The 23,634-nt window shown below is 42.7% G+C and carries 24 protein-coding genes; 12 read left to right on the forward strand and 12 right to left on the reverse strand.

Features of this window, described 5'->3' with window-relative positions:
* Window positions 1–195 precede the first annotated feature (195 nt).
* From LQ567_RS19195 to LQ567_RS19205, 3 genes are read left to right on the forward strand one after another with little or no spacing between them, the layout of a single operon-like run.
* Window positions 196–906: a hypothetical protein gene (locus LQ567_RS19195; protein ID WP_231007267.1), complete on the forward strand. Its 711-nt coding sequence runs from the start codon at window positions 196–198 to the stop codon at window positions 904–906.
* Between the two features lie 9 nt (window positions 907–915).
* Window positions 916–2,025 carry a hypothetical protein gene (locus LQ567_RS19200; RefSeq protein WP_231007268.1) on the forward strand — a complete coding sequence of 370 codons (1,110 nt, stop codon included), beginning with the start codon at window positions 916–918 and terminating at the stop codon, window positions 2,023–2,025.
* Window positions 2,026–2,052: 27 nt separating this feature from the next.
* Window positions 2,053–3,072, forward strand: coding sequence for a hypothetical protein (locus LQ567_RS19205; RefSeq protein WP_231007269.1), 1,020 nt, complete (start codon window positions 2,053–2,055; stop codon window positions 3,070–3,072).
* Window positions 3,073–3,827: 755 nt separating this feature from the next.
* Here LQ567_RS19205 and LQ567_RS19210 read toward each other — a convergent pair.
* The 4 genes from LQ567_RS19210 to LQ567_RS26105 form a co-directional block, all read right to left on the reverse strand.
* Window positions 3,828–3,983, reverse strand: coding sequence for a hypothetical protein (locus tag LQ567_RS19210; protein WP_231007270.1), 156 nt, complete (start codon window positions 3,981–3,983; stop codon window positions 3,828–3,830).
* Window positions 3,984–4,045: 62 nt separating this feature from the next.
* Window positions 4,046–4,522, reverse strand: coding sequence for a hypothetical protein (locus tag LQ567_RS19215; RefSeq protein ID WP_231007271.1), 477 nt, complete (start codon window positions 4,520–4,522; stop codon window positions 4,046–4,048).
* Between the two features lie 169 nt (window positions 4,523–4,691).
* Window positions 4,692–5,699 carry a virulence RhuM family protein gene (locus LQ567_RS19220; RefSeq protein WP_231007272.1) on the reverse strand — a complete coding sequence of 336 codons (1,008 nt, stop codon included), beginning with the start codon at window positions 5,697–5,699 and terminating at the stop codon, window positions 4,692–4,694.
* Between the two features lie 76 nt (window positions 5,700–5,775).
* Window positions 5,776–5,898 carry a hypothetical protein gene (locus LQ567_RS26105; protein ID WP_262909628.1) on the reverse strand — a complete coding sequence of 41 codons (123 nt, stop codon included), beginning with the start codon at window positions 5,896–5,898 and terminating at the stop codon, window positions 5,776–5,778.
* A 322-nt stretch (window positions 5,899–6,220) separates the two neighbouring features.
* Here LQ567_RS26105 and LQ567_RS19225 point away from each other — a divergent pair, with 322 nt between their 5' ends.
* The 8 genes from LQ567_RS19225 (at window position 6,221) to LQ567_RS19260 (ending at window position 11,655) form a co-directional block, all read left to right on the forward strand.
* Window positions 6,221–6,736, forward strand: a complete 516-nt coding sequence (locus tag LQ567_RS19225; RefSeq protein ID WP_231007273.1) for a hypothetical protein — start codon at window positions 6,221–6,223, stop codon at window positions 6,734–6,736.
* Between the two features lie 176 nt (window positions 6,737–6,912).
* Window positions 6,913–7,494 (forward strand): FEKKY domain-containing protein, encoded by a 582-nt coding sequence (locus LQ567_RS19230; RefSeq protein ID WP_231007274.1) that lies wholly within the window; start codon window positions 6,913–6,915, stop codon window positions 7,492–7,494.
* Window positions 7,487–8,320, forward strand: coding sequence for a hypothetical protein (locus LQ567_RS19235; RefSeq protein ID WP_231007275.1), 834 nt, complete (start codon window positions 7,487–7,489; stop codon window positions 8,318–8,320). Before LQ567_RS19230 ends, LQ567_RS19235 begins: the two co-directional genes overlap by 8 nt.
* Window positions 8,321–8,394: 74 nt before the next feature.
* The gene (locus LQ567_RS19240; protein ID WP_231007276.1) at window positions 8,395–8,751 is read left to right on the forward strand and encodes an ADP-ribosylation/crystallin J1; all 357 of its coding nucleotides are present in this window, start codon (window positions 8,395–8,397) and stop codon (window positions 8,749–8,751) included.
* 2 nt (window positions 8,752–8,753) lie between these two features.
* Window positions 8,754–9,155, forward strand: a complete 402-nt coding sequence (locus LQ567_RS19245; RefSeq protein ID WP_231007277.1) for a hypothetical protein — start codon at window positions 8,754–8,756, stop codon at window positions 9,153–9,155.
* Between the two features lie 29 nt (window positions 9,156–9,184).
* On the forward strand, window positions 9,185–9,691 hold the full coding sequence (locus LQ567_RS19250) for a hypothetical protein (protein ID WP_231007278.1): 507 nt from the start codon (window positions 9,185–9,187) through the stop codon (window positions 9,689–9,691).
* Window positions 9,692–9,825: 134 nt separating this feature from the next.
* Window positions 9,826–11,376 (forward strand): HEAT repeat domain-containing protein, encoded by a 1,551-nt coding sequence (locus LQ567_RS19255; protein WP_231007279.1) that lies wholly within the window; start codon window positions 9,826–9,828, stop codon window positions 11,374–11,376.
* Between the two features lie 78 nt (window positions 11,377–11,454).
* Complete coding sequence (locus tag LQ567_RS19260; RefSeq protein ID WP_231007280.1) at window positions 11,455–11,655, forward strand: hypothetical protein; 201 nt, start codon at window positions 11,455–11,457, stop codon at window positions 11,653–11,655.
* Window positions 11,656–11,741: 86 nt separating this feature from the next.
* Here LQ567_RS19260 and LQ567_RS19265 read toward each other — a convergent pair whose 3' ends face one another.
* Window positions 11,742–12,557, reverse strand: coding sequence for an energy transducer TonB (locus LQ567_RS19265; protein ID WP_231007281.1), 816 nt, complete (start codon window positions 12,555–12,557; stop codon window positions 11,742–11,744).
* Between the two features lie 727 nt (window positions 12,558–13,284).
* Between LQ567_RS19265 and LQ567_RS19270 the strand changes: the two genes are divergently transcribed.
* Window positions 13,285–14,163 (forward strand): alpha/beta fold hydrolase, encoded by an 879-nt coding sequence (locus LQ567_RS19270; RefSeq protein ID WP_231007282.1) that lies wholly within the window; start codon window positions 13,285–13,287, stop codon window positions 14,161–14,163.
* 325 nt (window positions 14,164–14,488) lie between these two features.
* On the opposite strand, the gene LQ567_RS19275 is transcribed toward LQ567_RS19270, so the two are convergent.
* From LQ567_RS19275 to LQ567_RS19305, 7 genes are read right to left on the reverse strand one after another with little or no spacing between them, the layout of a single operon-like run.
* Window positions 14,489–14,782: an STAS-like domain-containing protein gene (locus LQ567_RS19275; RefSeq protein ID WP_231007283.1), complete on the reverse strand. Its 294-nt coding sequence runs from the start codon at window positions 14,780–14,782 to the stop codon at window positions 14,489–14,491.
* 60 nt (window positions 14,783–14,842) lie between these two features.
* The gene (locus tag LQ567_RS19280; protein ID WP_231007284.1) at window positions 14,843–15,805 is read right to left on the reverse strand and encodes an ATP-binding protein; all 963 of its coding nucleotides are present in this window, start codon (window positions 15,803–15,805) and stop codon (window positions 14,843–14,845) included.
* Window positions 15,805–18,981: a type I restriction endonuclease subunit R gene (locus LQ567_RS19285; protein ID WP_231007285.1), complete on the reverse strand. Its 3,177-nt coding sequence runs from the start codon at window positions 18,979–18,981 to the stop codon at window positions 15,805–15,807. The genes LQ567_RS19280 and LQ567_RS19285 overlap by 1 nt, the downstream gene beginning before the upstream one ends.
* Before the next feature lie 12 nt (window positions 18,982–18,993).
* The gene (locus tag LQ567_RS19290) at window positions 18,994–19,977 is read right to left on the reverse strand and encodes a restriction endonuclease (RefSeq protein WP_231007286.1); all 984 of its coding nucleotides are present in this window, start codon (window positions 19,975–19,977) and stop codon (window positions 18,994–18,996) included.
* On the reverse strand, window positions 19,974–21,140 hold the full coding sequence (locus LQ567_RS19295) for a restriction endonuclease subunit S (RefSeq protein WP_231007287.1): 1,167 nt from the start codon (window positions 21,138–21,140) through the stop codon (window positions 19,974–19,976). Before LQ567_RS19295 ends, LQ567_RS19290 begins: the two co-directional genes overlap by 4 nt.
* On the reverse strand, window positions 21,140–22,069 hold the full coding sequence (locus tag LQ567_RS19300; RefSeq protein ID WP_231007288.1) for a hypothetical protein: 930 nt from the start codon (window positions 22,067–22,069) through the stop codon (window positions 21,140–21,142). The genes LQ567_RS19295 and LQ567_RS19300 overlap by 1 nt, the downstream gene beginning before the upstream one ends.
* On the reverse strand, window positions 22,069–23,607 hold the full coding sequence (locus LQ567_RS19305; RefSeq protein ID WP_231007289.1) for a class I SAM-dependent DNA methyltransferase: 1,539 nt from the start codon (window positions 23,605–23,607) through the stop codon (window positions 22,069–22,071). Before LQ567_RS19305 ends, LQ567_RS19300 begins: the two co-directional genes overlap by 1 nt.
* Window positions 23,608–23,634 lie beyond the last annotated feature (27 nt).

Raw genomic sequence — 23,634 nt, forward strand, 5'->3', positions numbered from 1 at the left:
AAAGGTATAAGTAATTATCGTAAAACAATAATTAATTTCTTTTTTGCTTAATTTTTTCACCAGGTGCATGTCTTCCGGCAGAATGGGGGATCCGGCGCCCGTTTTTTAGCAATTCACCGGCAAAGGCGCTTTGTTCGCCGTCGCGGTACCGCTTTTTCTAAGGAGTTTTTGTATTTTAGCTTAGATTTATTGAATATGGACACAAAGCCTGGTAAGACGAGCTTCGGAATTCTCCGGAATATTAGAAGACTGATTTTTGAAGATGAACATGTAGAAACTACAGGAACTCCCGAGCCTGCTCCTGTTACACCTGTAAAAAAACCGGAACCTGTGGCCGTTACACCCGTTGTGCCGGTTTATGTGCAGCCGGTGCATACGGAAACCGCACAGGATACCGATCTTAAAGAAATGAAAGGGAAAGTGCTGGACCTGCTGGAAAAGCTGAACGAAGACGGCATCGATTTTTTTGAAGTGTGGAACGCTGCTGCGGATATGGGCACCATCGACGCTACCTCTATTAAAGCGGCCTTTACCTCGTTAAAATATGTAGACAAATCGCTCACGAAAGAGAAGCTGCTGAAAACCGGCCGCAACTATGCCGCACGGATACAGGAGGTGATTGCCCAGGATGTGGCACAAAAGGAAAACCAGAAACAGGGCATTCAAAACAACCTGGTGCGGGAAAAACAATCCCTTGAAAAGGAGATACAGGACCTGAAGACAAAAATTGCAGACCTGCAGCAGCAGCTTTCTGCCAAGGAGCAATCCTATAAAACGCTGGACGGTTCTTATGATAGCCAGCTTACAGACATCGACCAAAAGATCCGCACCGGTAAGGCAGCGGTAACCGAAGTGGTGGGCGATATTGAAAAAGCGCTTTCGATTATTGAACAAAACATAAACTAAAAATTGACAATGGCAGAAAAATCTCAGGTAATCAACATCCCGGCAGAAATAAAAAGTCAGTTACCTATTTTTCAGGTACTGGGCGATAAACTGCCGGCACAGGTAATGACACCGGAAGGCAAAAAAACGATCTCCGCTATTTTTTTCTGGGCCCTGGTTATTGGCGGTGCGTTTGCATTTTTTAAGTACCTGCCGGTATTGCTGGAATATGCCCAGAAGAGCGTGTTGCTCGTAATTTTTGGTATCGTGCTCGTGTCCCTGTTATTGCTGGCACCCAAAATCGTTTCCCTGCTGCATCGCCTGGGAACCGTGCTGTTGTTTAAGGGAGAAAAAGAGATCATCCGCAGGAACCCGATTGAAACCCTGCAGTTGCTGGAGCGGGATGCAAAGGATACATTAAAGCGTGTAAAGAATAAGATCGCCAATGTAGATGGTGTGCGTATCGATATGATCACCAGCGGGGAAAATGCACAAAAAACAGCCGAGGAAAAATACCAGTATGCACGGCGCTTTACCACCGAAGCAGGTAACCTGGAGGAAAAAGCCAAACAGGCGGCTTCCGGCGGCAATAATGAAAAAGCCAATGAATTTACACGGGATGCCAAGGAAACCCGTACCAAGGCCTTCCTGCTGGGCAAGGAAGGAGAGGCAGAAGAGCAAAATGCCCGCAGCTATGCACAATATGCCAACCAGTTCAGCAAAGTGCTGGAGGTATTAAAGGATAACGAGAGTGCCGCGCGCATCTATGTAAGCACGCTCAACAGCAGCATCTCCATCATTGCCAAAAAACTGGAGGCCACCCAAAAAATGAAAAGTGCCACCGAAGGGCTGGCCGATGTATTTAACATTAAGGATGGCTGGGCCTTCCAGGAAGCCATGAATGCCGCTACGGGCGCTATCAGCCAGAACATTGCCTCCATCCGTTCCAACCTCGATTTCCTGGATCAGAACAACAACATTACCGTAGGTGGCACACCTTCTCAAAGCGAGCTGGAAGCCTTTATTAAGAAGGTGGACGAGCGCAATCTCAAAGTGCTCAATGTAACTGAAATGTCCAGTGCCAGTTACGAACTGAAACCGGAAGAAAAAGTAGACAGAGGCTTTTCATTGCTGGATTAATCAAACAACAAAACACAGACACATACTATGGAACAAAGATCAACCTGGTCGCGGTTACGCTGGCCGATTAAGGCGTTTATTATTGCCATTCCTATTTTCCTGCTTGGCTATTGGGGTTATAAAAGCGGCGTATTTAACAGCCATGATGATGTAAAAACCGAGGCAACCACCACCACTACTACCGGCAGCGACGAAGGTCCGAAACCTTCAGAAGCAAAAACAAAGACAACAGCCTCCGGCAGAACCTTTAACTATGAGCCGGAAAAACCCGTAAACGGCGAGCTGAAAGGCGTGGTAGAAGTAGGCGCTTCCGGGTTTAATTCATTTATCATCAACATGGATGCGGAAAAACGCTGGGAGATCGTTTCCAAAGATTTTGGTCAGTCCTTTGCCTATGAGGGAATGGCTACCACGGAAGATATCCGTGCGGGTTTGAAGAAATACATCGGAGATATGTTTGATAAAGGCGTACGCTCCAAAAACGTACATTTTGTGATCAGCTCCGGCGCGCAAAAAGAGCCCAAAACGGCCATCATTGCTTCTGAGCTGAAGAAGATGGGCTACGTGGTAAACCTGGTTACGCCAGACCAGGAGGGAAAGCTGGCGCTGAAATCCGTGCTGCCTGCGGCTTACAGGGATAATTCTTTTGTAACGGATATTGGCTCAGGAAATACAAAAATTTCCTGGGTGAACGCGGGCGACAATGTACAGGCTGTAGAAACTCCGGGAGCCAAGTATTATGAAAAAGGATTGAAAGACGATGCCGTATACGGTGAAGTAAAAACCGCGGCGGCAAAGATTCCTTCCGGTAAACGCGAGGTATGCTTTATACTGGGCGGTGTGCCTTTTGAGCTGGCCAAGGAGATCCGCAATGGCGAAGAGCGGTATACCGTATTAAACGACCCGGATACCTATAAATCCGACAAGATAAAAACCAAGAGCGGTGTAAATATTTACAAAGCCATTAAGGATGCTACCAATTGCGACACCTTTGTGTTTGACTGGGATGCTAACTTTACTATTGGCTTTTTGCTGTCGTTGAAATAAGATACAGCAATGCAAATAAAAGGTCTGGTTACAGCGGTAGCCAGACCTTTTTGTGTATTAGGGTGTTATGTCTCCCTGAGTTTTTGATTTACGTTGTAAAATCAATGTGCCTATGACATCATATTCTTTCGTCACCCTGACCGCAGCGAAGCAGAGCGGAAGGGTCTCTTAATGCCCGGGCAGTCTGACATCACAGGGATGCCTCGGCTCCACTTCGTTGCACTCGGCATGACGAAAGTATAATTGGCTTTCAATGTATAATGGAATCTGCAGAGCCGAAGGGCCTCAACGGCTGGTGACTATATGCAGCGGGGACTGGCGGGACAAGCGGGACCGTTTTTCTCAGCAGGGTCTCTCGCGGAGGACCCTGCGTTTTTGGAGCCGCTGCTATCACTTTTTTTGGATGTCATCCTGAGTTGTCCATTTGCGTAGCAAAATCAATGAAGCCATGACAAATCTGTTTTGGGTCATCCTGAACTTGTTTCAGGATCTGCCTAAATCATGCATAGATGCCGAAACAAGTTCGGCATGACTAAAGTATAATTGATTTCCAATGCGTAAGCAATCTGTCATTGGCAACTTGTTTCAGAATCTGCATGATTAAAGTATAACTGAAAGCAGGCGGGTCATCGCGTTATTATTGTTGCGGTCATAAAAAAGGCCGGCGAGGTCACGCCGGCCTTTAATGTACAACCCTGCAGCCTCTTTTTCTCAGCAGGGTCTCTCGCAGAGGACCCTGCGTCTTGCGCAATGCCTTAAAACCGGAATGCCAGTTTTGCCGAGCGGCTGCCCATATCAAAAGACATGCGGTCTGTATATTTTCTCACCCGGTTGTTGCCGATGGCCCACATGGTGATACCCCCGCCCAGGGCCATAATACCACCCACAATACCCATAGCGCCTACCACCACTTTTGCTTCCCCTTTTTCTCAGCAGGGTCTCTCGCAGAGGACCCTGCGTCTTGCGCAATGCCTTAAAACCGGAATGCCAGTTTTGCCGAGCGGCCGCCCATATCAAAAGACATGCGGTTTGTATATTTTTTCACCCGGTTGTTGCCGATAGCCCACATGGTAATACCCCCGCCCAGGGCCATAATACCCCCGGCAATACCCATTACGCCCACTACCACTTTTGCTTCTCCCGGGCTATCCGAGTAATAATCGTACCCGTTGTTCGACTGGTTATCGCCTACAGCCACCAGCGCAATACCGCCGGCAATACAGGCAATACCTCCGCTGGTTAATATGATCCCCGATCTCCGGAGCCGTTGCCAGTCTTCAATCGTTTTGGTCGCACGAGCGGCGGCCGCATCTCCAGACCGGAATATTGTTTTCGATTGCGGGTCTTTCAAAAGAAGGGTAGATGCGTTAACCGTTGTTTTTGCCAGGTCGTTTTGAGCACCGGCGGTAACAGCAGCACCCATCACCATAAGCAATAGTAGTTTTTTCATGTTTCATGTTTTTTTGATAAAGATATCGTCAAACGAATATAATTGTTTTGACTTCATGATGGTGAAAGATTCTGTTAAAAGCCTTCGCGGGATGTGCAGTAAGATCTGCCTCTGTATTGGCGAGGGGCGCCGTTCCGTGCCATACTAAGTATCAGTAGTGCTTGCGGCTTTATGGCATCCTGTTTTTTATTGCCTGTTCTAATTTCTTTATTTCCTCGAGGTCTGCTGCATCGGCCTGCAGCGCGTCATTGGTTTTTCGTTTGGCATCAAATTGTTCATATACGTCTTCAATCATTTTTTCCATTTGAGCATTACTAATGCTGCCTTTGTGGGCCAGCACCGGCTTATCATTGAGCTGTAAAATTTTGTCTACATTTTCCTTCCAAAAATCCATGGTAATATCCTGTCTGTTTTTGGCCCGCAATTCGGCAGTTTCTAAAAACACAACTACAAAACGGTTCAGACTATCTATTTCGTCTTCCAATAAATAGTTTTTTGCAATAAAAATATCCTGCTTTCTTACAATTGTGCCTTTCCAGCTGGTAAGCGCCATGTTGGGATCGTTGGCGTTGGCGCGACTTATAATGATTTCGGCGGCTGTTTTGCCCGTAATAGCAAAAAGCAATTTGTTTTGGGTTTCTGCAAAAAACATTTGGGTAGCTTTATCGGTGGAATCATAGTCGCTGCTTAACGAAAATAAATCCTTTACCTTTTGATAGAAGCGTTTTTCCGAGGCCCTAACGTCCCGGATACGGGCCAACAGCTCATCAAAGTAATCCGGCCGGCCATCGGGATTTTTTAGCCGTTCGTCATCCATCACAAAACCCTTAATCAGGTATTCTTTCAAATGACGGTTTGCCCATTGCCGGAACTGTGTACCTCTTTTGCTCCGTACCCTAAAGCCAATGGCAAGAATCATATCTAAACTATAAAAAGTTACCCTGTAGTCTTTACCATCAGCGGCAGTAGTTAAGTATTCCTTAATAACTGAATTTTCATTTAATTCTCTATCTTTCAGTATATTAGATATGTGCATGCTGATATTAGGGACGGAGGTGTCAAAAAGTTCCGCCAGCTGTTGCTGGTTCATCCAAACAGAGCCGTCTTTAGCGTATAAGGAAACGGAAGTTTTACCATCCTGTGTCTTATAAATGATAATGTTTTGCTCTTCTTTCATGTCAAAAATAGGATAAGACTAAACGTTGATTGTTGCAAAGTTGCTGCAATTAAACATTACAATGATAAACAGATTTTCACCAGAAGTTATAACCCAAGAACGGCTTCAACTCCCGGGCGCTCCAGCATTCCACCCCTTTTACTTCATAGCAGGCGGCTTCAAATTTGTGTAATCCTCCGGTGATCAGTTCTTTTTTCATGGTTGCATATTTTTTATAAAGTTAAAGGTGTTTTTAATGTAATGAAGCATTCGAATATACATGGGCATAGCCTTGTTATTACAAACTTCTTTTGCGGTGAGCTTTCAAACGAAAGGACCGCCAGGATTTCGCGAAGTGCGCCAGGATGTTCAACCGCTGGAGTCCGTCATAGCGATCGTTGCGGATCCATAGCGGACTTTGCGTTAAAAAAGGAATACAAAAATGTTGTGCATCCAGGAAAGGATAGATTTTTGCGAATAAGCGCACTATTGTTGCGTTTGGGTAAAATGCTTCGTTTTATTTGGAAAGCAAAACAAATTTCATGAGAATCATTGTATCCATTGCCTGCCTGCTAACGGTTATTGCAGCCTGTAAAAAAGACAACGACCAAAAGAAGGGCTACACTTTTACCACCGCCTTTAAAAACGAACTTCCGGTACCGGTGGAGATCAGGAGAGGGGTAATATGGCACAGAGGCCTCGATAAATCTGATACACTGGTCTACCAGGATACCCTTAAAATAGCCGCCGCCGGTGTGTACGAGCAGGATCAGTTTATTTGCACCGAAAATTGCAATCCTATGCGGGTTCAATATACCAGCGTAGTGACAGTATATCCTATTGCGAAAATCCTCATTCAGGGTAAAGAGCGTATGGATACCGCCTGCAATACGAAGGCCCTTATTTTAAAAGACCCGTTTTTCAAATGCGAAGATGCTGCCACCGGCACCCCTAATATTTATAATTACCGCCAGTATAAGGAAACAAAAGATGTGCAGGGAAATATTATCCGCAGGGAATATGTATTTGATGCGGAGGACCAGGCAACCGTAAAGTAAATACAACCCCTTTTATCCTTGATGCACAGGCCCGGGGGGCTGTGTGTATTATGATAAAGGGGGTTTGGCTATTGTGCAGATTATGTAGGACCTGTTGCAAAAATGCAACTGATTCCAGGAATAGATCTATTTTTACAGAAACGGAAGCATTTATAACACCAATGAAATAATATAGTATGCTAAAACACCTGCTGCTTATCATCATCACGACCATGTCGATCAGTACCACCCAGGCGCAAACAGCTTCGCCAAAGTACCGGCTACTCGTTTACGGATTGCCCAATTTTTCGCGGCAGAATGCCGAAGATGTTATTGCCCATAAATGGGGTATTGAATTTTACCCCGTTGGGGATTGCACTACACCGCAGGAAATTGCTGATAGTGCGGAAAAACACAATACAGCGGTTAAAGCGCTGATCGCTAAAAAATATGGCCGGCAATGGAATAAGCGGTTTGATGAAGAAGTGAATGCAGAGTTTGCCCGGCAGCGGCAAATAATTGAATGGATAGAGTCATTGGATTATGTAAAGAAAAAGAAGGCTGAAATGGAAGCCAATGAAGAGATCTTTTTTAACCTGCTCACCCCCATCCCTCATACCTATAAATACGACGTACAAATAAGGGGATGGGAAAAACACAATGATGATGACGTCTTTTACCGGTTTTACCGTTTTGAGGTAGATTACAAGAACCGGCGGGTTAAACTAGTCAGCGATAAAAAGGAAAAACAGGACGATAAACGGTATATTGATGGATGAGAAAAATGAATGCATTCATATGCTTAAAACCATATTTATAATTATCCCATTATTTACGGTATCTACGGTAGTTGCGCAAAATCCTTCTTTGCTAAAGTTGCAGAAAAGCAAAATATTCATAAGTGATCACCTGGAATATCTGGAAATACTCAACGACACTTTACTCTGTTCCTCTCTCAACTCTTACGCTGATACCGCGTTCTATTTTTTTAACAATGATACCCTTTGCATTGGGCAAACCTACCGGGAAACAGATCAGACTGGAACTAAAGAAATAGAGCGTTTGTATGACTATAAAATGCTGAAATGCACAGCAGACACTATCATACTGGAAAATATCTTCCGATATTTTAACAAACCGGATAACTGGGAGGATACGCTCGTTTTAGTAAATATTGAAAAGCAAAAAGAACCCGTAGATAATTTCCGTGCTCTAAAATTGGATTTCTTCAACCCCTGGAGTGGAGAAAAGAAAATTATTATTGATAATAAGGGAAGGGTAACTTTTATAGATACTACAACAATAACCCTGGATCGCTTCCTTAGTCCAGACAGAGAAACGAAGAAACAGTTGTTCACGGGATCGTTCACGCCAGAGGAATTTATTATATTTAAGAATCTGCTATCAAGATCATTACCGTCAAAACTGCCACCTGAGCGTAATTGCCCTATGGATGGAGCGGTTTCCAATTTCGAGATCCGCCTGGGAGCACGGACCATCACCAGTACTGGCTGTACTCTTAGCCGGGTACATTATATTTTATTGGACTATCTGCTCGGGCTGGATCAAAATAAAGGAATTGTCAAAAAAAGCGAGTTGCACTGATTCGTAGAAGAAGAAATACGGAGCAATAAAAATATATCGAGAAGCAGAATAAAAAAATAAGAACTTTACAAAATATGCGTGCGACCGAAACCATCACATTATACCGTCCCGTTAACCAAACAGAGCTGGATCTGATTGCGCAATCCGGCTATAAACGGTTCCCGCCCCGCCTGCCGGATCAGCCCATTTTTTATCCCGTAATGAACGAGGGCTATGCCATCCAGATCACCAGGGAATGGAATGTGCCGGCCTATGGTGTGGGCTATGTAACCCGTTTTGCCGTAGACAGCGCATACCTGCAAAAGTTTACCGTACAGAATGTTGGCGATCAGCGGCATGATGAGCTTTGGATACCGGCAGAAGAGCTGGAGGAATTCAATGATCACATTATTGGTCGTATTGAAGTGACGCATACATTCAAAAACCAATAGCGATGGGCTATGAATTGCACATTACCCGGAGGGAAAACTGGGCAGATGAAGACCCGGCTGCAGCTATTTCCCTGCAGGAGTGGATGGAGCTGGTAAAGAATGATCCCAAAATGCAGCTGGATCACGAGGCAACGGCTGCCACAACAAGCGGCGATGCCATAGCAGTAGATAGCGAGGGGCTTTCCGTATGGACGGCCTATTCTCGCGATGGCATTGAGGGCAACCATGCAAGGTTTTCATACCATGCGGGTACTATCGATGTAAAGAATCCAGATGCCGAAATTATTGATAAAATGCTGGCTATGGCTATGCAGTTACGCGCAAAGGTAGTGGGCGATGATGGCGAGCTATGCGCGCCCAATAATAAATCCGGCGCTACAATTTCTTCTAAAAAAAGTTGGTAGAAGCGTTGGTAAATGATAAATAATCAAGGATGATTGAAAAATATGCACATATCTGGTCCCGGTTAAATGGCGGATATAAGATACCCTACAATGCGGCTATGCCCTTAAATCTATTACAAAAGGCAACAGATGAAAGATCAGCCGAACTGGTTTTTGATGAACTTTGGGATAATTTGCATCACCAGGGCGATGTAGGCGAGGCTTCCTATTATGCATTACCCTGCCTGGTACAAACCGGTATGGAGCAGCAATGGCTGCACTGGAAATTTATTGGACTTTGCCTAGTAATCGATCATTGCCGCCGTGCTCCTCACAATCCACCATTGCCGCTGGAACTGGAGCCTGATTATATCGGCGCGCTGCAACAACTGGAAAAATACCTGTTATCCCATTTTCAGTATATAACAGATCCTGTTGCATTCCGGCTTACATTGGCTTTTTTTGCTACGCAACATGGGCAGGCTGATTTGGGAAAAACCATCGAATATTTAGATGACGACGTGCTGGAAGAGGTGCAGGAGCATTATGGATTATAATCGAACAATCCTCTTCTTACGCAGGCCTCCGGCCTGTGCGGATTATGGAATCCCTGGACCTGACGCTATATCTCCTTAAAAGCATTAATTACACAAACCAATACTTAAATTAGCAACCGTACTACCAGCTAAAAATGGACATCTGGCAACACATAAAAATTCTAAAACAACCCGGTAAAAGCTGGTTTTTTCAGAAGGACAACACGGTAGAAAAGCTCGATGCACTTCAGCAAATTGCAGCTTTTGGGTCCCCCATTGTTATTGAGGAACTGATTCCATTTCTTAAAAGCGGCAATAATGAACTAAGAGCCGCCACCTGCCAAACCATCATCCAGCTTTTTAGGAAGGTTCGTGGTAAAAACGGCTACTATAACACACTGCGGTATTGTAACATATCTAAAGACGATATCGATTTTTACCAGACTCACTTTCCGCCAGCGCAATATGTGCAGCTGCTGGCCATTGCTTCCTTAAACGGAAACGGCCGCATCAGGGAAGAAGCTGTTAAAAAGCTGGCATTGGTAAACCTCCCCGAGGCAGTCCCTTTTATCGTTTACCGGCTGGCAGATTGGGTATTGCCCATCCGGCAAGTAGCACTCAAGAGTATTGAAAATTATAAAACGCCTGCTTATTTAAATGCACTTATTGATAACCTTCCGGTTTTTGAAGGCCTTCAAAAGGTAATGCGTATCAATCTTGGGGATGTTTACCAGGACATGATCCGCTACATCCTTTCTGCCGGCAGGGAACACATTGTTCTCCATTTTAAGAAGTATGCAGATAAGCCACGGTATATTTTAGCAAAACACTTCTCCGCTTCCATAACCGGAGGTTCATACGGGCTGGAGCTGCTGCTTACAGACCAGCATTTTTTGATCCGTTCCCTGGCGCTTGATCATTTTAGCAATCTTCAGCAACCAGCCAGGATGCAATTGTTAAAGGATCCATCCGCCAAAATAAGGCTCCGCACACTTTACTGTTTTAAGGGCGAAAGCGGATTCCAGGATATTGTTTTACCGTATTTGGCTGATAGCTCCGCTTCGGTACGATATTTTGCCCGGTTTACGTTACAACATGCAGGCATTAACCTTGCTCAGTTTTACCACCAAAAGCTGCAGGAAGGTATACAGGTACCCGGTGCGCTTGCCGGACTGGCAGAGGTAGGTGCAAAAGAATATGCGGCAACAGCAGAACAGTACATGTTTCATCCAAAAATCAAAATCCGTAATACGGCATTTTTAACGCTCCAAAAGCTGGATCCGCCGGCGGCCTATGCTTTTGCGTTATCCAATCTTGGCGGCAGCCGGGATAGCCTTGGCAAGAGCATTCTTCATTTTTTAGCCCGCTTTAAGGGAGTGCGAACCCTGGAAAAAGCCCGGGTCATTTATAGCGAAGGGAACAGGGAGCAACGAAAGAATATGCTTACGCTTTTTAGCAATTTTGGTGGCTGGGCTATAATTGCAGACCTGATCATGGGTACAGTAGACGAAGATGCATCCGTGCGGGAGTGGGCAACACATTGTATTGAAAAATGGCGGGCAAATGCAACTGCCCTGTACGCTGCACCAGGAGTGGAAGACCAGGCACGCGCGTTGCAAATGCTCCATACGGCTGCTGCGCTGCATAATACTCATCGTTATTTTAAAACAGACCCTTTAAGGGATCTGCACTTCTACCTTCAATAAAACCGGGTTCACGACTCTTTTATTAAGGAAAACATACGGTTGTGATATCGTTCCCCGGATGTTAAAAAAAGGTTCTCTATGAAGCGAAAAAAGAAAAAACAAGTTCAACAGCAACGACAAAAACGATGGCCAAAGCAAACGCGGCAAGAGGCTCCCAATGAGTTGTCAAAACTGGAAAAAATTGTTTTTTGGACGGCGCTCATTGCTGCGGCACTTTATATACTGTTTTTCTGGAAATATGTTCCCCGCACTACGTTTCCTTCATTTCGCGGTAAGTAGAAGCAGCAGGTGCTTCCCTTTGTTATCCGGCGGTTACCGGAAGCACGGTGTAGAACAATTCCCGTCTCCTTATCCAGGACGGGACTCTAAGCCGGTGATCTTGGTACAAAAAATGTAACCGGCACTATTCTGTATGATTTTACAGGTTTACCATCTATAATGGCCGGGTTCCATTTGCCCGATTTTTTTATAACCCGCATGGCCTCTTCCTCCGTCCCATATCCTTCAAATGTTACCGGCCGTATATCGCTGGTAGTTCCGTCCACATCAACGATAAATTGAATACGTACATGGTATACGCCTCTGTTTGCGCCATTTTTGATGGGAACAAATTGATTAAGGTAATACTGAAGAAACTGGATCCAGTCATCCGGACTACCCGGGTAAAGGGCATCTTTATCCGGGTGTGTTACAATACCCGGCAGCGGAGGCGTTAGGGAATCCACCGGTATGTTGGCCGTGGGATATTTTTTAAGATAAGCCGCAAATATGTTTTCTTCGCTAAACACGAAGATTTCTTTTTTAAAACACCGTACAATTACTTTGTTCTGCTGTGCCGGCATCCACCGTCCGCTGGCGGTAATTACACGTATGGCTTCTTCTTCCATACCATACCCTTCCTCGGTTAAGGGCTTTATATCGGTAATACTGCCATCCTTTTCTACGATAAACTGAATGACTACCCTGTAGTTTTTTTGAGGGGCGCCCTTCCTAAATGGCAGGCCGGTATCTAAATTCTTTGCCAGGTACTGTATCCAGCTATCGTAGCCCAGCCGGTACACCGGGTCTTTTTCGGCAACGGCAAATATCATGGGTTGAGGCTCCGGTTTGTTTTGTGCAGCAACTGGCGCATAGCGCATTATTGTTAATAAGAGTAATAAGCAGAAACCAGTCTTTTTCATAATGCATTTAATTTTTGCAAAAATAAGAAGAGGGAGCCCCCTTTCTGCCTGTCATACTGGCAAAAATGTTCCAAAAATCACCCATGCCGGTTCAAAAAGAGGGATATACGAACACCGAACCCAGGATACAGAAAGGATATACAAACGATACAGAAACGATATACAAAGGATACAGAAACGATACAGAAAGTTCAGCCTTTTTGGTTTGGGCCATAATAAGGCGATTTAAGGCTTTGATGCATTGTTTGAATATCTTTTATTTAAGAAGCGCAGAAGCGGCGGCTATGTGGCCTTAAAACCGGGCTGGAGGGCTTTAAAAACGCAACAGACCTGCCGGTATTCCAAAGTATTAAAAATGCCCTCAAAGGCAACGTTGCTGCCATCCTGGCACCGCGTACAAAAAAGTAAAAAAATGGTTGTTCTTGTAAGCCAAATCTGGTAGCAGCAGGATGGGCCCGGGCACCGCTGCACAAACGTTACTGCAATCATTTTTTACCAGCCCCTCTATCGTCACTAACCGATCCACCCCAAGGGGGCCATCAGCCCCTGCACGTAACACGCTCTAGTCCCCCAGTCGCCCAGGTTCCCCAAAAAAATAGTACGCCCCAAACACACCCCGGTAAAATCCACCCCCAAACTTGTCGTTTTTACACGGCTTCCATCCCCCAAAGCTACTCCATCTTTGTAGGGTTAAAAAACAAAAGCATACAACCCTAAAACAGGCGTTATGAACAATAGAACCAACACAAAAAATCTTTTCAACACCATACGTTTAATCATCATTATTATGCTTACAGCAGCCACCACCCACGCGCAACAACCCGGCTCCCCGGCCGATAGCGGCTATGCCCCCGTTAACGGCATTAAGGTTTATTACAAGGTATATGGCCAGGGCCAGCCCCTGGTATTGTTACACGGGGCTTTTATGACCATCGATGGCAACTGGGGCAAATTGATCCCCGAGCTGTCCAAAACCCGTAAGGTGATAGCCCTGGAACTACAGGGCCATGGGCACACCCCGTACTCCGATCGTAAATTATCCCATGCCACCCTGGCTGGTGATGTGGCCGGCGTAATGGATTACCTGCATATAGACAGTGCCGATGTAGCCGGGTACAGCTTTGGCGGCGCCGTGGCCTACCAGTTTGCCATACAATACCCTAAGCGCTTAAAAAAGCTGGTCATCATTTCCGCCACTTATAAAAGTGAAGGCTGGCTGCCCCAGGTAAACGCCGCCTTTAAACAAATGAAGCCCGAAATGTTTGACCAATCGCCCATGAAGGCCGCCTACGATGCCGTTGCGCCGGACCCCACCAAATGGACCCCCTTCCTGCAGCAGATGATGGCCTCTGCCCAGCAGCCCTTTAACCTGGGCGATGCCAATATTGCCAAAATCACCGCCCCCGTGCTCATTATTGCGGGCGACAATGACGGGCTGGATAAGCTGGAGCTCATCAAAACCTACCAGCTGCTGGGCGGCAATGTAGTGGCTGGCTTTGGCCCCGCCCCCGCATCCCAGCTGGCCATTGTACCCGGGCAGGGCCACGTAAGCCTTATGGAGCAAACCACCACGCTTTTAAACTATTTCAACGGGTTTTTAAAGTAGGAGGGGGGTATCCGTATCATCGTCATCCTGACCGAGCCTGAAGGGCGAGCGGAAGGATCTCTCCGAGGGACTTTTTATGAGCCCGGCTGCACTGCTCATGGCAGCCCGGTTGTGTCACTCACTTGTACTGTGGAATATAGAGCGGCAGAATCGCACACTTAAACACCTCAATATATATCCGCCATAGCTACCGGCCGCCTGCGGCCGGGGTGATGGCGGTTTCTTTTGGTTACCAGACCTAGTACATGCGTGTCCGACTACGGTCTCTATTGGGCGCAACCATACCGCAATACAAGCGGTAATTGTAAAATTTTAAAACGAAAAATTAAGCTAATGCCTGCTGCTGAAGTCTTGCCTTAAAAGAATTGGCAATAACTGCTTTAATAAAAGGGCTGGCGTTGACAAAGGTGGTTTTGCTTTTCACTTCATCCAATGAGAAAAATAGTGTTAGTTTAGCAAAACATTCATCAGCAAAAGAGTTTGAAACTGTTTCTACGTCTGAAAAGTCAAAAACGATCTTATCGGACTGTTTCATAGCCTCAACAATTTGACTACGAATTTCAGCTCCGTGTACCCTTGTCCCTAAATGAATACCGATATTTTTGAATTGGATGTTCATGCTAAGTTTTCCTACAAATACGCCTAAGTTGTATATAAATATAGAAAATTCTGCGCAAAATTACCACAATTCCTCATCAATACCAAAAGCATTAGGTAAATGAATATCATTATAATCATCCAGTAAAGTGTGCCCTTCTGGCATAATTCGTTTATAATCAACAGATATATTTGTGTTGATTCTCATGAAAATGAAAGTTCCATGCCAAAATTCGCCATTATTAACAGTATGGTTTCCTTCAAAAATGTGTGAATAATGATTCCCAGAATAAACAATCATATCTCCACCATTCTCCTTAATAAATTCTGATGAAGCATAAAGACCGAATCCCAATCCTGAACCATTCGTAACGCCTTTTTCAGTACATAATGCTATTGCTTCTTTATCTGACAGTAGCTTATACTTTGACTCAACTGGGGCTGTTAAAGCAGTATGTATACCTACTCCTGTGTCGCAAATCATTAACCGAATCTCTTGCTTGACCGGAAAAAGCTGGGCACAAACAATACCTTTGCCTTTGCCAAAATTTGGATAGTCTGAATGGTTTAAGGCATTATCCATTATTTCAGACAGACAATAATCCAACAAGGCCTGTAGCTCCTTGTCTACATTAATATTAGCTATTACAACTCTTCTTAAATTATTAGAAACAGAATAGAATGTATCCTTATCATATGGTGTAATTTCAGTAAACTTGCCGTCCCCAGGTTTTCTTTCAAATTTTTCTTCGTATTGCAACCCTATTAGTTGAAAAAAGTTTACTCTGCTTGCATACTGGGTCTTGCTATCATTATTATGCGTAACAATGCCGCTTACTTTAATCCCTTTACTTCTTAAATGAATTACACATGAAGAAACTAAGGTCAAAAAATCGGAGTACAGGAATGTAGCATATGGAATTAAGATAATCTGAAAATCCACTGTATCACCAACGTGGGCAGCAAATGCAGGGCTTAAATCCAAAACCAATTGTGGGTGGGATGTATAGCGTTTAAAATCGATATTGATACTGATAGTTGCCATTAATGCTCTTGCTCTTTAGCCCAGGTATCTGCTAACATTTCTGCTTGCTTTAAAACTGTTTGTACAGCCTTTTCCTGCTTGTCGGGTGGATAACCATATTCTCTTAAAACCTTACGAACGATTACCCGTAGTTTGGCCCTTACATTTTCTTTTATTTGCCAATCAATAGTTGTATTGGCTCTCACGCGCTCAACCAATACCCTGGCTATCTCTCTTAGGGTATCATCAGCCATAATTTGTGTTGCCGCATCATTATCACAAATTGCATCGTAAAACGCTATTTCATCTTTTGAAAGATTAAGCGCTGTGTTGCTTTCATCCGCATGGCGAACGTTTTTTGCGAGGTCTATTAGCTCGTTTAAAATTTCGGCACTCGTCAATAATTGATTTTGATATTTTTTAATGGCCGTTTCAAGCATTTCAGAGAATTTTCTACTCTGCACCAGGTTGTAAGTTGAGCGGCCTTTTAATTCATCATTCAATAATTTTTTAAGCAGTTCCAATGCAAGGTTCTTGTGTTTCATCCCTCGCACTTCCTCCAAAAACTCATCGCTAAGAATAGATATGTCGGGCTTTTTAATACCGGCTGCATCAAAAATATTTACCACTTCATTGCTCACAATGGCTTTATCTACCATCTGGCGAATAGCTGTTTCAATTTCTTCATCAGTTTTTCCCGCGCCGTTTGTTTCAAACTTTGCCAATCTTGCTTTCACCAACTGAAAAAATGCTACTTCCAATGCTATATTCGCCGCTTCGGGCGTGCTTTTGCAAAGGGCAAAGGCGTTTGATAATAAACCAACTTCTTTACTGAAACGCTCCTTGCCATTTGCTACTGTAAGAATATGCTCTTCAGATGTAAGTATAATAGAAAGTTTTTCTGCCACCGGAGCTGTAAAATAAGGTGTGTAATCATAGCCAATCATTATTTGCTGTACCACTTCCAACTTTTCCTTCATAAAGGCTATTGCATCCTCTAATTCAAATGTTGGTTTACCACTGCCACCGCTTTCTGTATAAGCAGAAAGGGCTTTCTTCAAATTTTGAGCTATGCCAATATAATCAACAATTAAACCCCCTGGTTTGTCTAAGTACACTCGGTTCACCCGGGCAATAGCCTGCATCAAGCTATGCCCTTTCATAGGTTTATCTACATACAGCGTGTGTAAAGACGGAGCGTCAAAACCAGTAAGCCACATATCCCTCACTATTACCAGTTTTAAACGGTCTTTCGGGTCTTTTAATCTTTCGCCAATGGCTTTATTTCTTTCTTTGGTTCTCAAATGTGGCTGAAAGGAAGCAGGATCAGAGGAAGAACCTGTCATCACTATTTTAACTACTCCCTCGCTATCATCTTTACTGTGCCAATGCGACCTTAGTTTAACGATTTCATCATACAGTAATACGCAAATTCTCCGGCTCATACACACAATCATTCCTTTGCCTTCAAATACTTCCTGCCGTTCTTCAAAATGATTAACAATATCTGCAGCTACATTTTTTATCCTGTTTGCATTTCCTACAATGGCCTCTAATCTCGCCCATTTGGTTTTTGCCTTCTGTTTTTCGGTAAGCTCCTTATCCTCCGTTATTTCTTCAAACTCATCATCCAGTAGTTCTTTGGCTTCCGGGTCAATATTTACTTTTGCTAACCGGTTTTCATAATAAATCTTCACGGTCGAACCATCTTCTACACCTTGCTGTATGTCATATACGTCGATATAATCTCCAAATACGTTTTTGGTATTCCTGTCAGTTAGTTCTACCGGGGTGCCTGTAAAGCCAATAAAAGTTGCACCGGGCAACGCGTCACGCATATATTTGGCAAATCCATAAGAGGTTTTGGCTCCTATTTCGTTACCTTCATCATCTTTAATGATCTTGTTTTTTGCCTCAAAGCCATACTGGGTTCTATGGGCTTCGTCCGCAATAACTACAATATTTTTACGGTCACTTAATAAAGGGAAACTATCCTTCCCTTCCTTGGGGAAAAACTTTTGTACAGTTGTAAATACCACCCCACCGGCTACTACCTTTAGCTTGTATTTCAAATCCTCCCGGTCTTTTGCCTGTGTTGGATCTTGTCGTAATAGTTGTCTGCAGGCAGCAAAAGTGTCAAACAGCTGTTGATCAAGATCGTTTCTGTCGGTAATGACTACAACAGTAGGATTGCGTAATGCCTGGATGATTTTTCCGGTATAAAAAACCATTGATAACGATTTGCCGCTTCCCTGTGTATGCCACACAATACCTCCTTTCTGCGTGGCATTGGCACTGCTATAGCCGGTAGCATTAATAGTGCTTTCTACAGCTTTATTTACTGCATAATATTGATGATAAGCAGCAATTTTTTTTGTAGTTTCTATTGTAATAATATTCGTGACTGGATCTTCTTTTTTATCTTTTTCAAAAACAATAAAATAGCGGATGTAATCCTGTAAAGTATTTTTATTCAGCAAGCCCTCAATTAAAATCAATAGTTCGCTTTCCAAGTGGGAAGCCTGTTTTTTGCCATCCTTTGTTCTCCATTTGGCAAAACGGCTGAAGGAAGCGCTAATACTTCCAGCCTTGGCTTCTAACCCATCACTTGCCACCATAAAGGCATTGTAGGAAAATAAAGACGAAATGGCCGCTTTATAATTGTTAAGTTGTGCATACGCTTTTTCTACAGTAGCTTTTGGATCCGCGGGATTTTTGAGCTCTATTATTACTAAAGGAATACCATTGATAAATAAAATAATATCTGGCCGTTTGTGTTTTGTGCCTTCTGTAATGGTAAACTGGTTTACACAGAGGTAGTTATTGTTTTCCTGGTGCTCATAATCTATAAGGAATACTTTATTGCCTCTGGTTTCCCCGTCTACGGTATATGTAACATCCACACCCTCAGTAAGCATTACATGGAAGTCTTCGTTCGCCTGCATCAGGTCTGGGCTATTAATTCGTAAAACCTTACTAATAGCTTCCTCCTGGGCTGTTTCTGGAATTTTATCATTTATAACAGCAATATGCTGGCGCAAACGTTCTTTTAATATTACATCCTCGTAATTGTTTCTTTCCGGAAATTCGCCATCCGGTGCCAATACAGGACCATACAGGTAATCCCAGCCAATAGTTTGCAGGTGCTCTATGGCAAGGCGTTCTATACTATCTTCGGATATGATTTCGTTGTTCATAAAATATAGTATTTATGAAATAACCAGTCCCAGTTTTAAATTTAGCTTCTCTTTAAATTCATTTGGAATCTGGTCCCAGTATTTAACTAACAGGTCTACCAATTGGTTCCCGTTAATTAAACCGATTCTTGGAAAGCCGGTTTCTACGGCAATATCTTTCGCATCTTTACTATAATCGCAAGTAGTAATGAATGCTCCCTGACCATTAGAAGGAATATTCTGCCGCAATGCTTTTACCGTATTAGCATTTATTCTTGAGCCTAGTTTGTAACGTTTTGCCTGGACAAACAGTTTTATTTTTGCCATATTTGAAACATCCAGTTCGCCAGTAGCATCTACACCACCATCACCAACTTTTCCTGTATGTTCAGCCCCTTCAAAGCCCACTGCTGTTAACAAGTGCGTAATCAGTATTTCAAACTCTTTGTCATCCAGTTCTAAAATGCGGTTAAGGACAGTATTGTAGTAGTCGTACTCCTGATGCTGTAAACCCTCTGCAACAAATTCTTTTTTACCGATTGCTTCAAAAAAGTTTTGCTTATGTACAATACTAAAAACTGTAAGGGAGGAGCGGATAGTATTTTGAAATGGAACAGAAAAAATGCTTCGTTGCACAGGTGTTTTGTTCCATCTTATACGCCGGCGATGTAAAAACGGGCAGCCATCTTCTCCGTTACCATAAAAATAAGATGGATCATTTTCTATAACACCATAGTGAATATATTCTGTATTACTATCGGGAGTAATTACATAGTCTCCCGCCTTTATTTCCAATAAAAACCGCGCAATTTGCCCTACTTGCTGCCCCACAACCACATTACTTTCATCTTCAGGATAATCATTTCTATAGATAGGGTATAGGCTTTCACGATCTTTAATTTCAGATAGATTATGACCACTTAACCATCCGATTGCCACATAACCGCCTTTCAAAAAATGTTTGGTATAAGTGCCAAAATCCGCTCGTACGCAATATAGATTTGGGTTACTGCTCATGCCTTTAGTTTTATTGCTCCACTAATCAATTGCGGCAATAAACTATCCCGCAATTGATTGAGGTTTTTTATTTGGTGAGAATTATTAATTTGCTTTTGGAATAGCAGTTTTGATTTTTTGTTAAACTCTTCAATATAATTTGGGGGGATTTTTGGACAATGAAATGAAAATATAGTAGACGGGTCAATTCTTTGATGGCTACCGCTTGTGCCACCTGATCCGGACGCTATTTTGTTATAGTTTTCTCTGAGCGTAAGCCAGCCATAAAGAAAGTATAAATAGCCCTCATCTATGGGCTTTATAATTTGAAACTCTGTTGAACAAATTGAATTGTTCAATACTTCATCTTGCAATAACCATACTCTTTTATCTTTCTGTGGATTTAGTTTAGAAAAAAGAATGGCATTCTCTTCCAAAATATACTTTGAGCTTTGGATTGTTGAACCCAGTTCTGATAATGGCTGTTTAGCATTATCAAACGAAGGGATACTATAATGCTGAAACTCAATATCCGGGTGTTTTTGTGGATTAACTGATTTCTTCAAATGCGTTGCCACATCAGAAACTGTTCCTGTTTTCCAATTTTCTTTGGCATCTTCCACAAACCATTTTCTAAACAGTGTTTCTGCCATTTCTTCCAGTATTTCATTTTGACGGTGCAGTAGGTCTATCTTGGCATCTAAGCAATTGAGAGTGGACGCTATTGCTTTTTGGATGGGTGGTGGCGGAAGTACCAGATATAAATTGTCAAAAGCACTCTTTGGAACACGCTGACGACCAGACGTGCCATCAAAATTACTCTCGGCAAAATTCCTTACATCATCATATCTTGATAAGTAAAAAACAAAATCAGTATCGGAAATATCTTTTTTACCTCTGAAGACTAAAAACTCAGTCGAGCCATAACCAACACCATTCTCCAGGTTTCTAACCTGGCAAATTTTTCCATTTTCTAAACAAGGCGTTATCCTCGCAAATAAAGTATCGCCTTCCTCAAATCTTGCTCCTCCTTTCAATATTCTTTTTTGTGAAGGCTCGCAATGTTTGCTACTTTCATTTAAATCCTTCATTTCTACAAAAGAATATTCCTGATTACTCTTTAGAGTGATCTTAGGGTTTATGTCTACAAAATCAGAAAATCTATATTCTTTCCAGTTTTTCATTAATCATTAGTTGTACTTTCAGTGACTCTTTTAATGCTGTAGGTAAGCTCTGTCATGCTTACGCTACGCTTGTTACATTCCATTATTTCTTCTAATCCAAAAAATGGTATAGGGATACCTTCTTCGCCTCCTGTTGGTTTATCTTTCTCAAGGGTTATTTTTCGCAGGTAGGTAATATTTGCTATAAGATTGGAGCAAAAGCGAGTCATTTCGAAATCCCTTTTGCTATCCATTGGTACGGTTTTAGAAATAATTTCATCTTCGTTTTTTTGTTTTATCAGATAGGAGAGACTATCGGTAAGATCGAATTTCAAAACTATTTCAGGATTGTCAACTCTTGCAAATATTAATTCGGAAATGGTTGGGATAATCCGTAATCCATGCTTATAACTGTTATATTCATCCCTATTTGAAAAGTCAAATGCAAGTAATTTTAAACCATGTTTGATTGCCTGAACGCTGGCATGTACTCTGTTTTTGTAATCGGTATTGAATTTTTCAAAATTGAATGTTCCATAATAAAACAGGTAATGGCCAACCGTAATTCCCGGATTGCCCTGTACTTCGTTGTCTAAAAAGTCAAGACGAAACGAACCGTCAGCTATTGCTGAAATTTTCTTGTAATTATCATTCCATCTGGAATTAGTGAGGTTGAATAAAATATTCGTATCCTGAAACGTGGGCGCACCTTCTGGTGCCAAAGCAAAAAACAATTCAAAAAATGTTTCGATACAGTGAAAATAATTTTGTCGTAGATCTGTTTTTAACGTACGCCTGAAAGAACGTTTCCCATCCTCATTCAATCCCTCCGGGAAAAATTCTGCTTCATATCTCGGTAAATCATCAATCATTTTGTTATAAATAGTAGCTTTAACAAAATGAAAGTCATTTAAGTAGTGGGAATAGAATTTTGTAGCATCAATAATCATTACACTATTATTTTTCTAAGACTCTCTTCAATTTCTTTATTTAGCCTGGCTTCTTTCTTCATTTGCTCTTTTAAAGTAGCTTTAAGGGCATTAAAGCGATCGGTAAAATCAAATGCTTCCTCTTCATCAGCTATGCCTATGTATCTGCCAGGTGTAAGCACATAATCCAATGCATTTATTTCGGCAAGTGTGGCGCTTTTGCAAAAGCCCTGTATATCCGTATACTTTTTATTTTTTGTCTTCCAATGATGAAAAGTATCTGCTAGCAATTGTATATCAGCATCAGATAGTTCCCGGTTGCGGCGGTTGATCAAATGCCCCATATTACGGGCATCTATAAACAAAACTTCTCCACTACGTTCTTTTTTACCCCGGCTAAAGAACCAGAGGCAGGCTGGTATCTGCGTATTTAAGAACAACTTGGTGGGCAGGTTTACAATGCAATCTATTAATCCTGCTTTTACCATTGCTTTGCGTATTTCACCCTCGTTACTACTTTTTGTACTAAGGCTACCTTTTGCCAATACAATTCCGCCTTTTCCGTTGGGGGCAAGGTGGTAAATAAAATGCTGTAACCACGCAAAGTTGGCATTGCTGGTCGGGGGAATACCATACTTCCACCGGCCATCTTTAACAAGCAAGCTACCACTCCAATCACTATCGTTAAAGGGTGGATTGGCTATAACATAATCAGCTTTCAAATCTGGGTGGGCATCTTTTAGAAAGCTACCTTCAGTATTCCATTTAATGTGCTGGCTGTTAATACCCCGGATAGAAAGATTCATCTTTGCCAGCCGCCAGGTGGTTTGGTTGCTTTCTTGTCCGTATATATTAATGTCATCTATTTTTCCCTGATGACTAAGTATAAATTCCTCGCTTTGCACAAACATGCCGCCACTGCCACAGCAGGGGTCATATACCCGTCCCTTATATGGTTCCAGCATTTGTACTAAGAGTTGTACAACACTTTTGGGAGTATAGAACTGTCCACCTTTCTTGCCTTCAGCGAGGGCAAACTGTCCCAAAAAATATTCATATACTTTGCCCAGCACATCCTTTGCGCGGCTTTCTTTATCGCCAATAGTAATATTGCTGAACTTATCAATTAAGCCACCCAAAGAAGTTTTATCCAAATTTTCCCTTGCGTATTGCTTTGGTAATACGTTTTTAAGGGTCTTATTTTCTTTTTCAATGGCATCCATAGCATCATCTACGGTTCTGCCAATGGTAGGCTTTTTAGCCTCTGCCTTCAGATGGGACCAACGGGCTATTGCCGGTACATAAAATACACTTTCAGCAAGGCATTCATCCTTAAACTCGCCAAGCAGGATTTCATCCTTTTCAAAATCTGCACCGTGGTGTTCTATAAAATTGTTGTACAATTCCTCAAAAGCATCACTGATATATTTAAGAAATATCAGACCTAATACAATATGCTTATACTCGGCTGCATCAATATTTTTTCTCAGCTTATCCGCGGCCAACCATAATGTTTTTTCTAAAGGGGCTTCTTTAATTACTTTTTTCTTTTTTACCATAAAATGTTTACCTGTTCACTAAAATTT

It is taken from the genome of Niabella pedocola (assembly GCF_021044425.1).
GTDB classification, from domain to species: Bacteria; Bacteroidota; Bacteroidia; order Chitinophagales; family Chitinophagaceae; genus Niabella; species Niabella pedocola.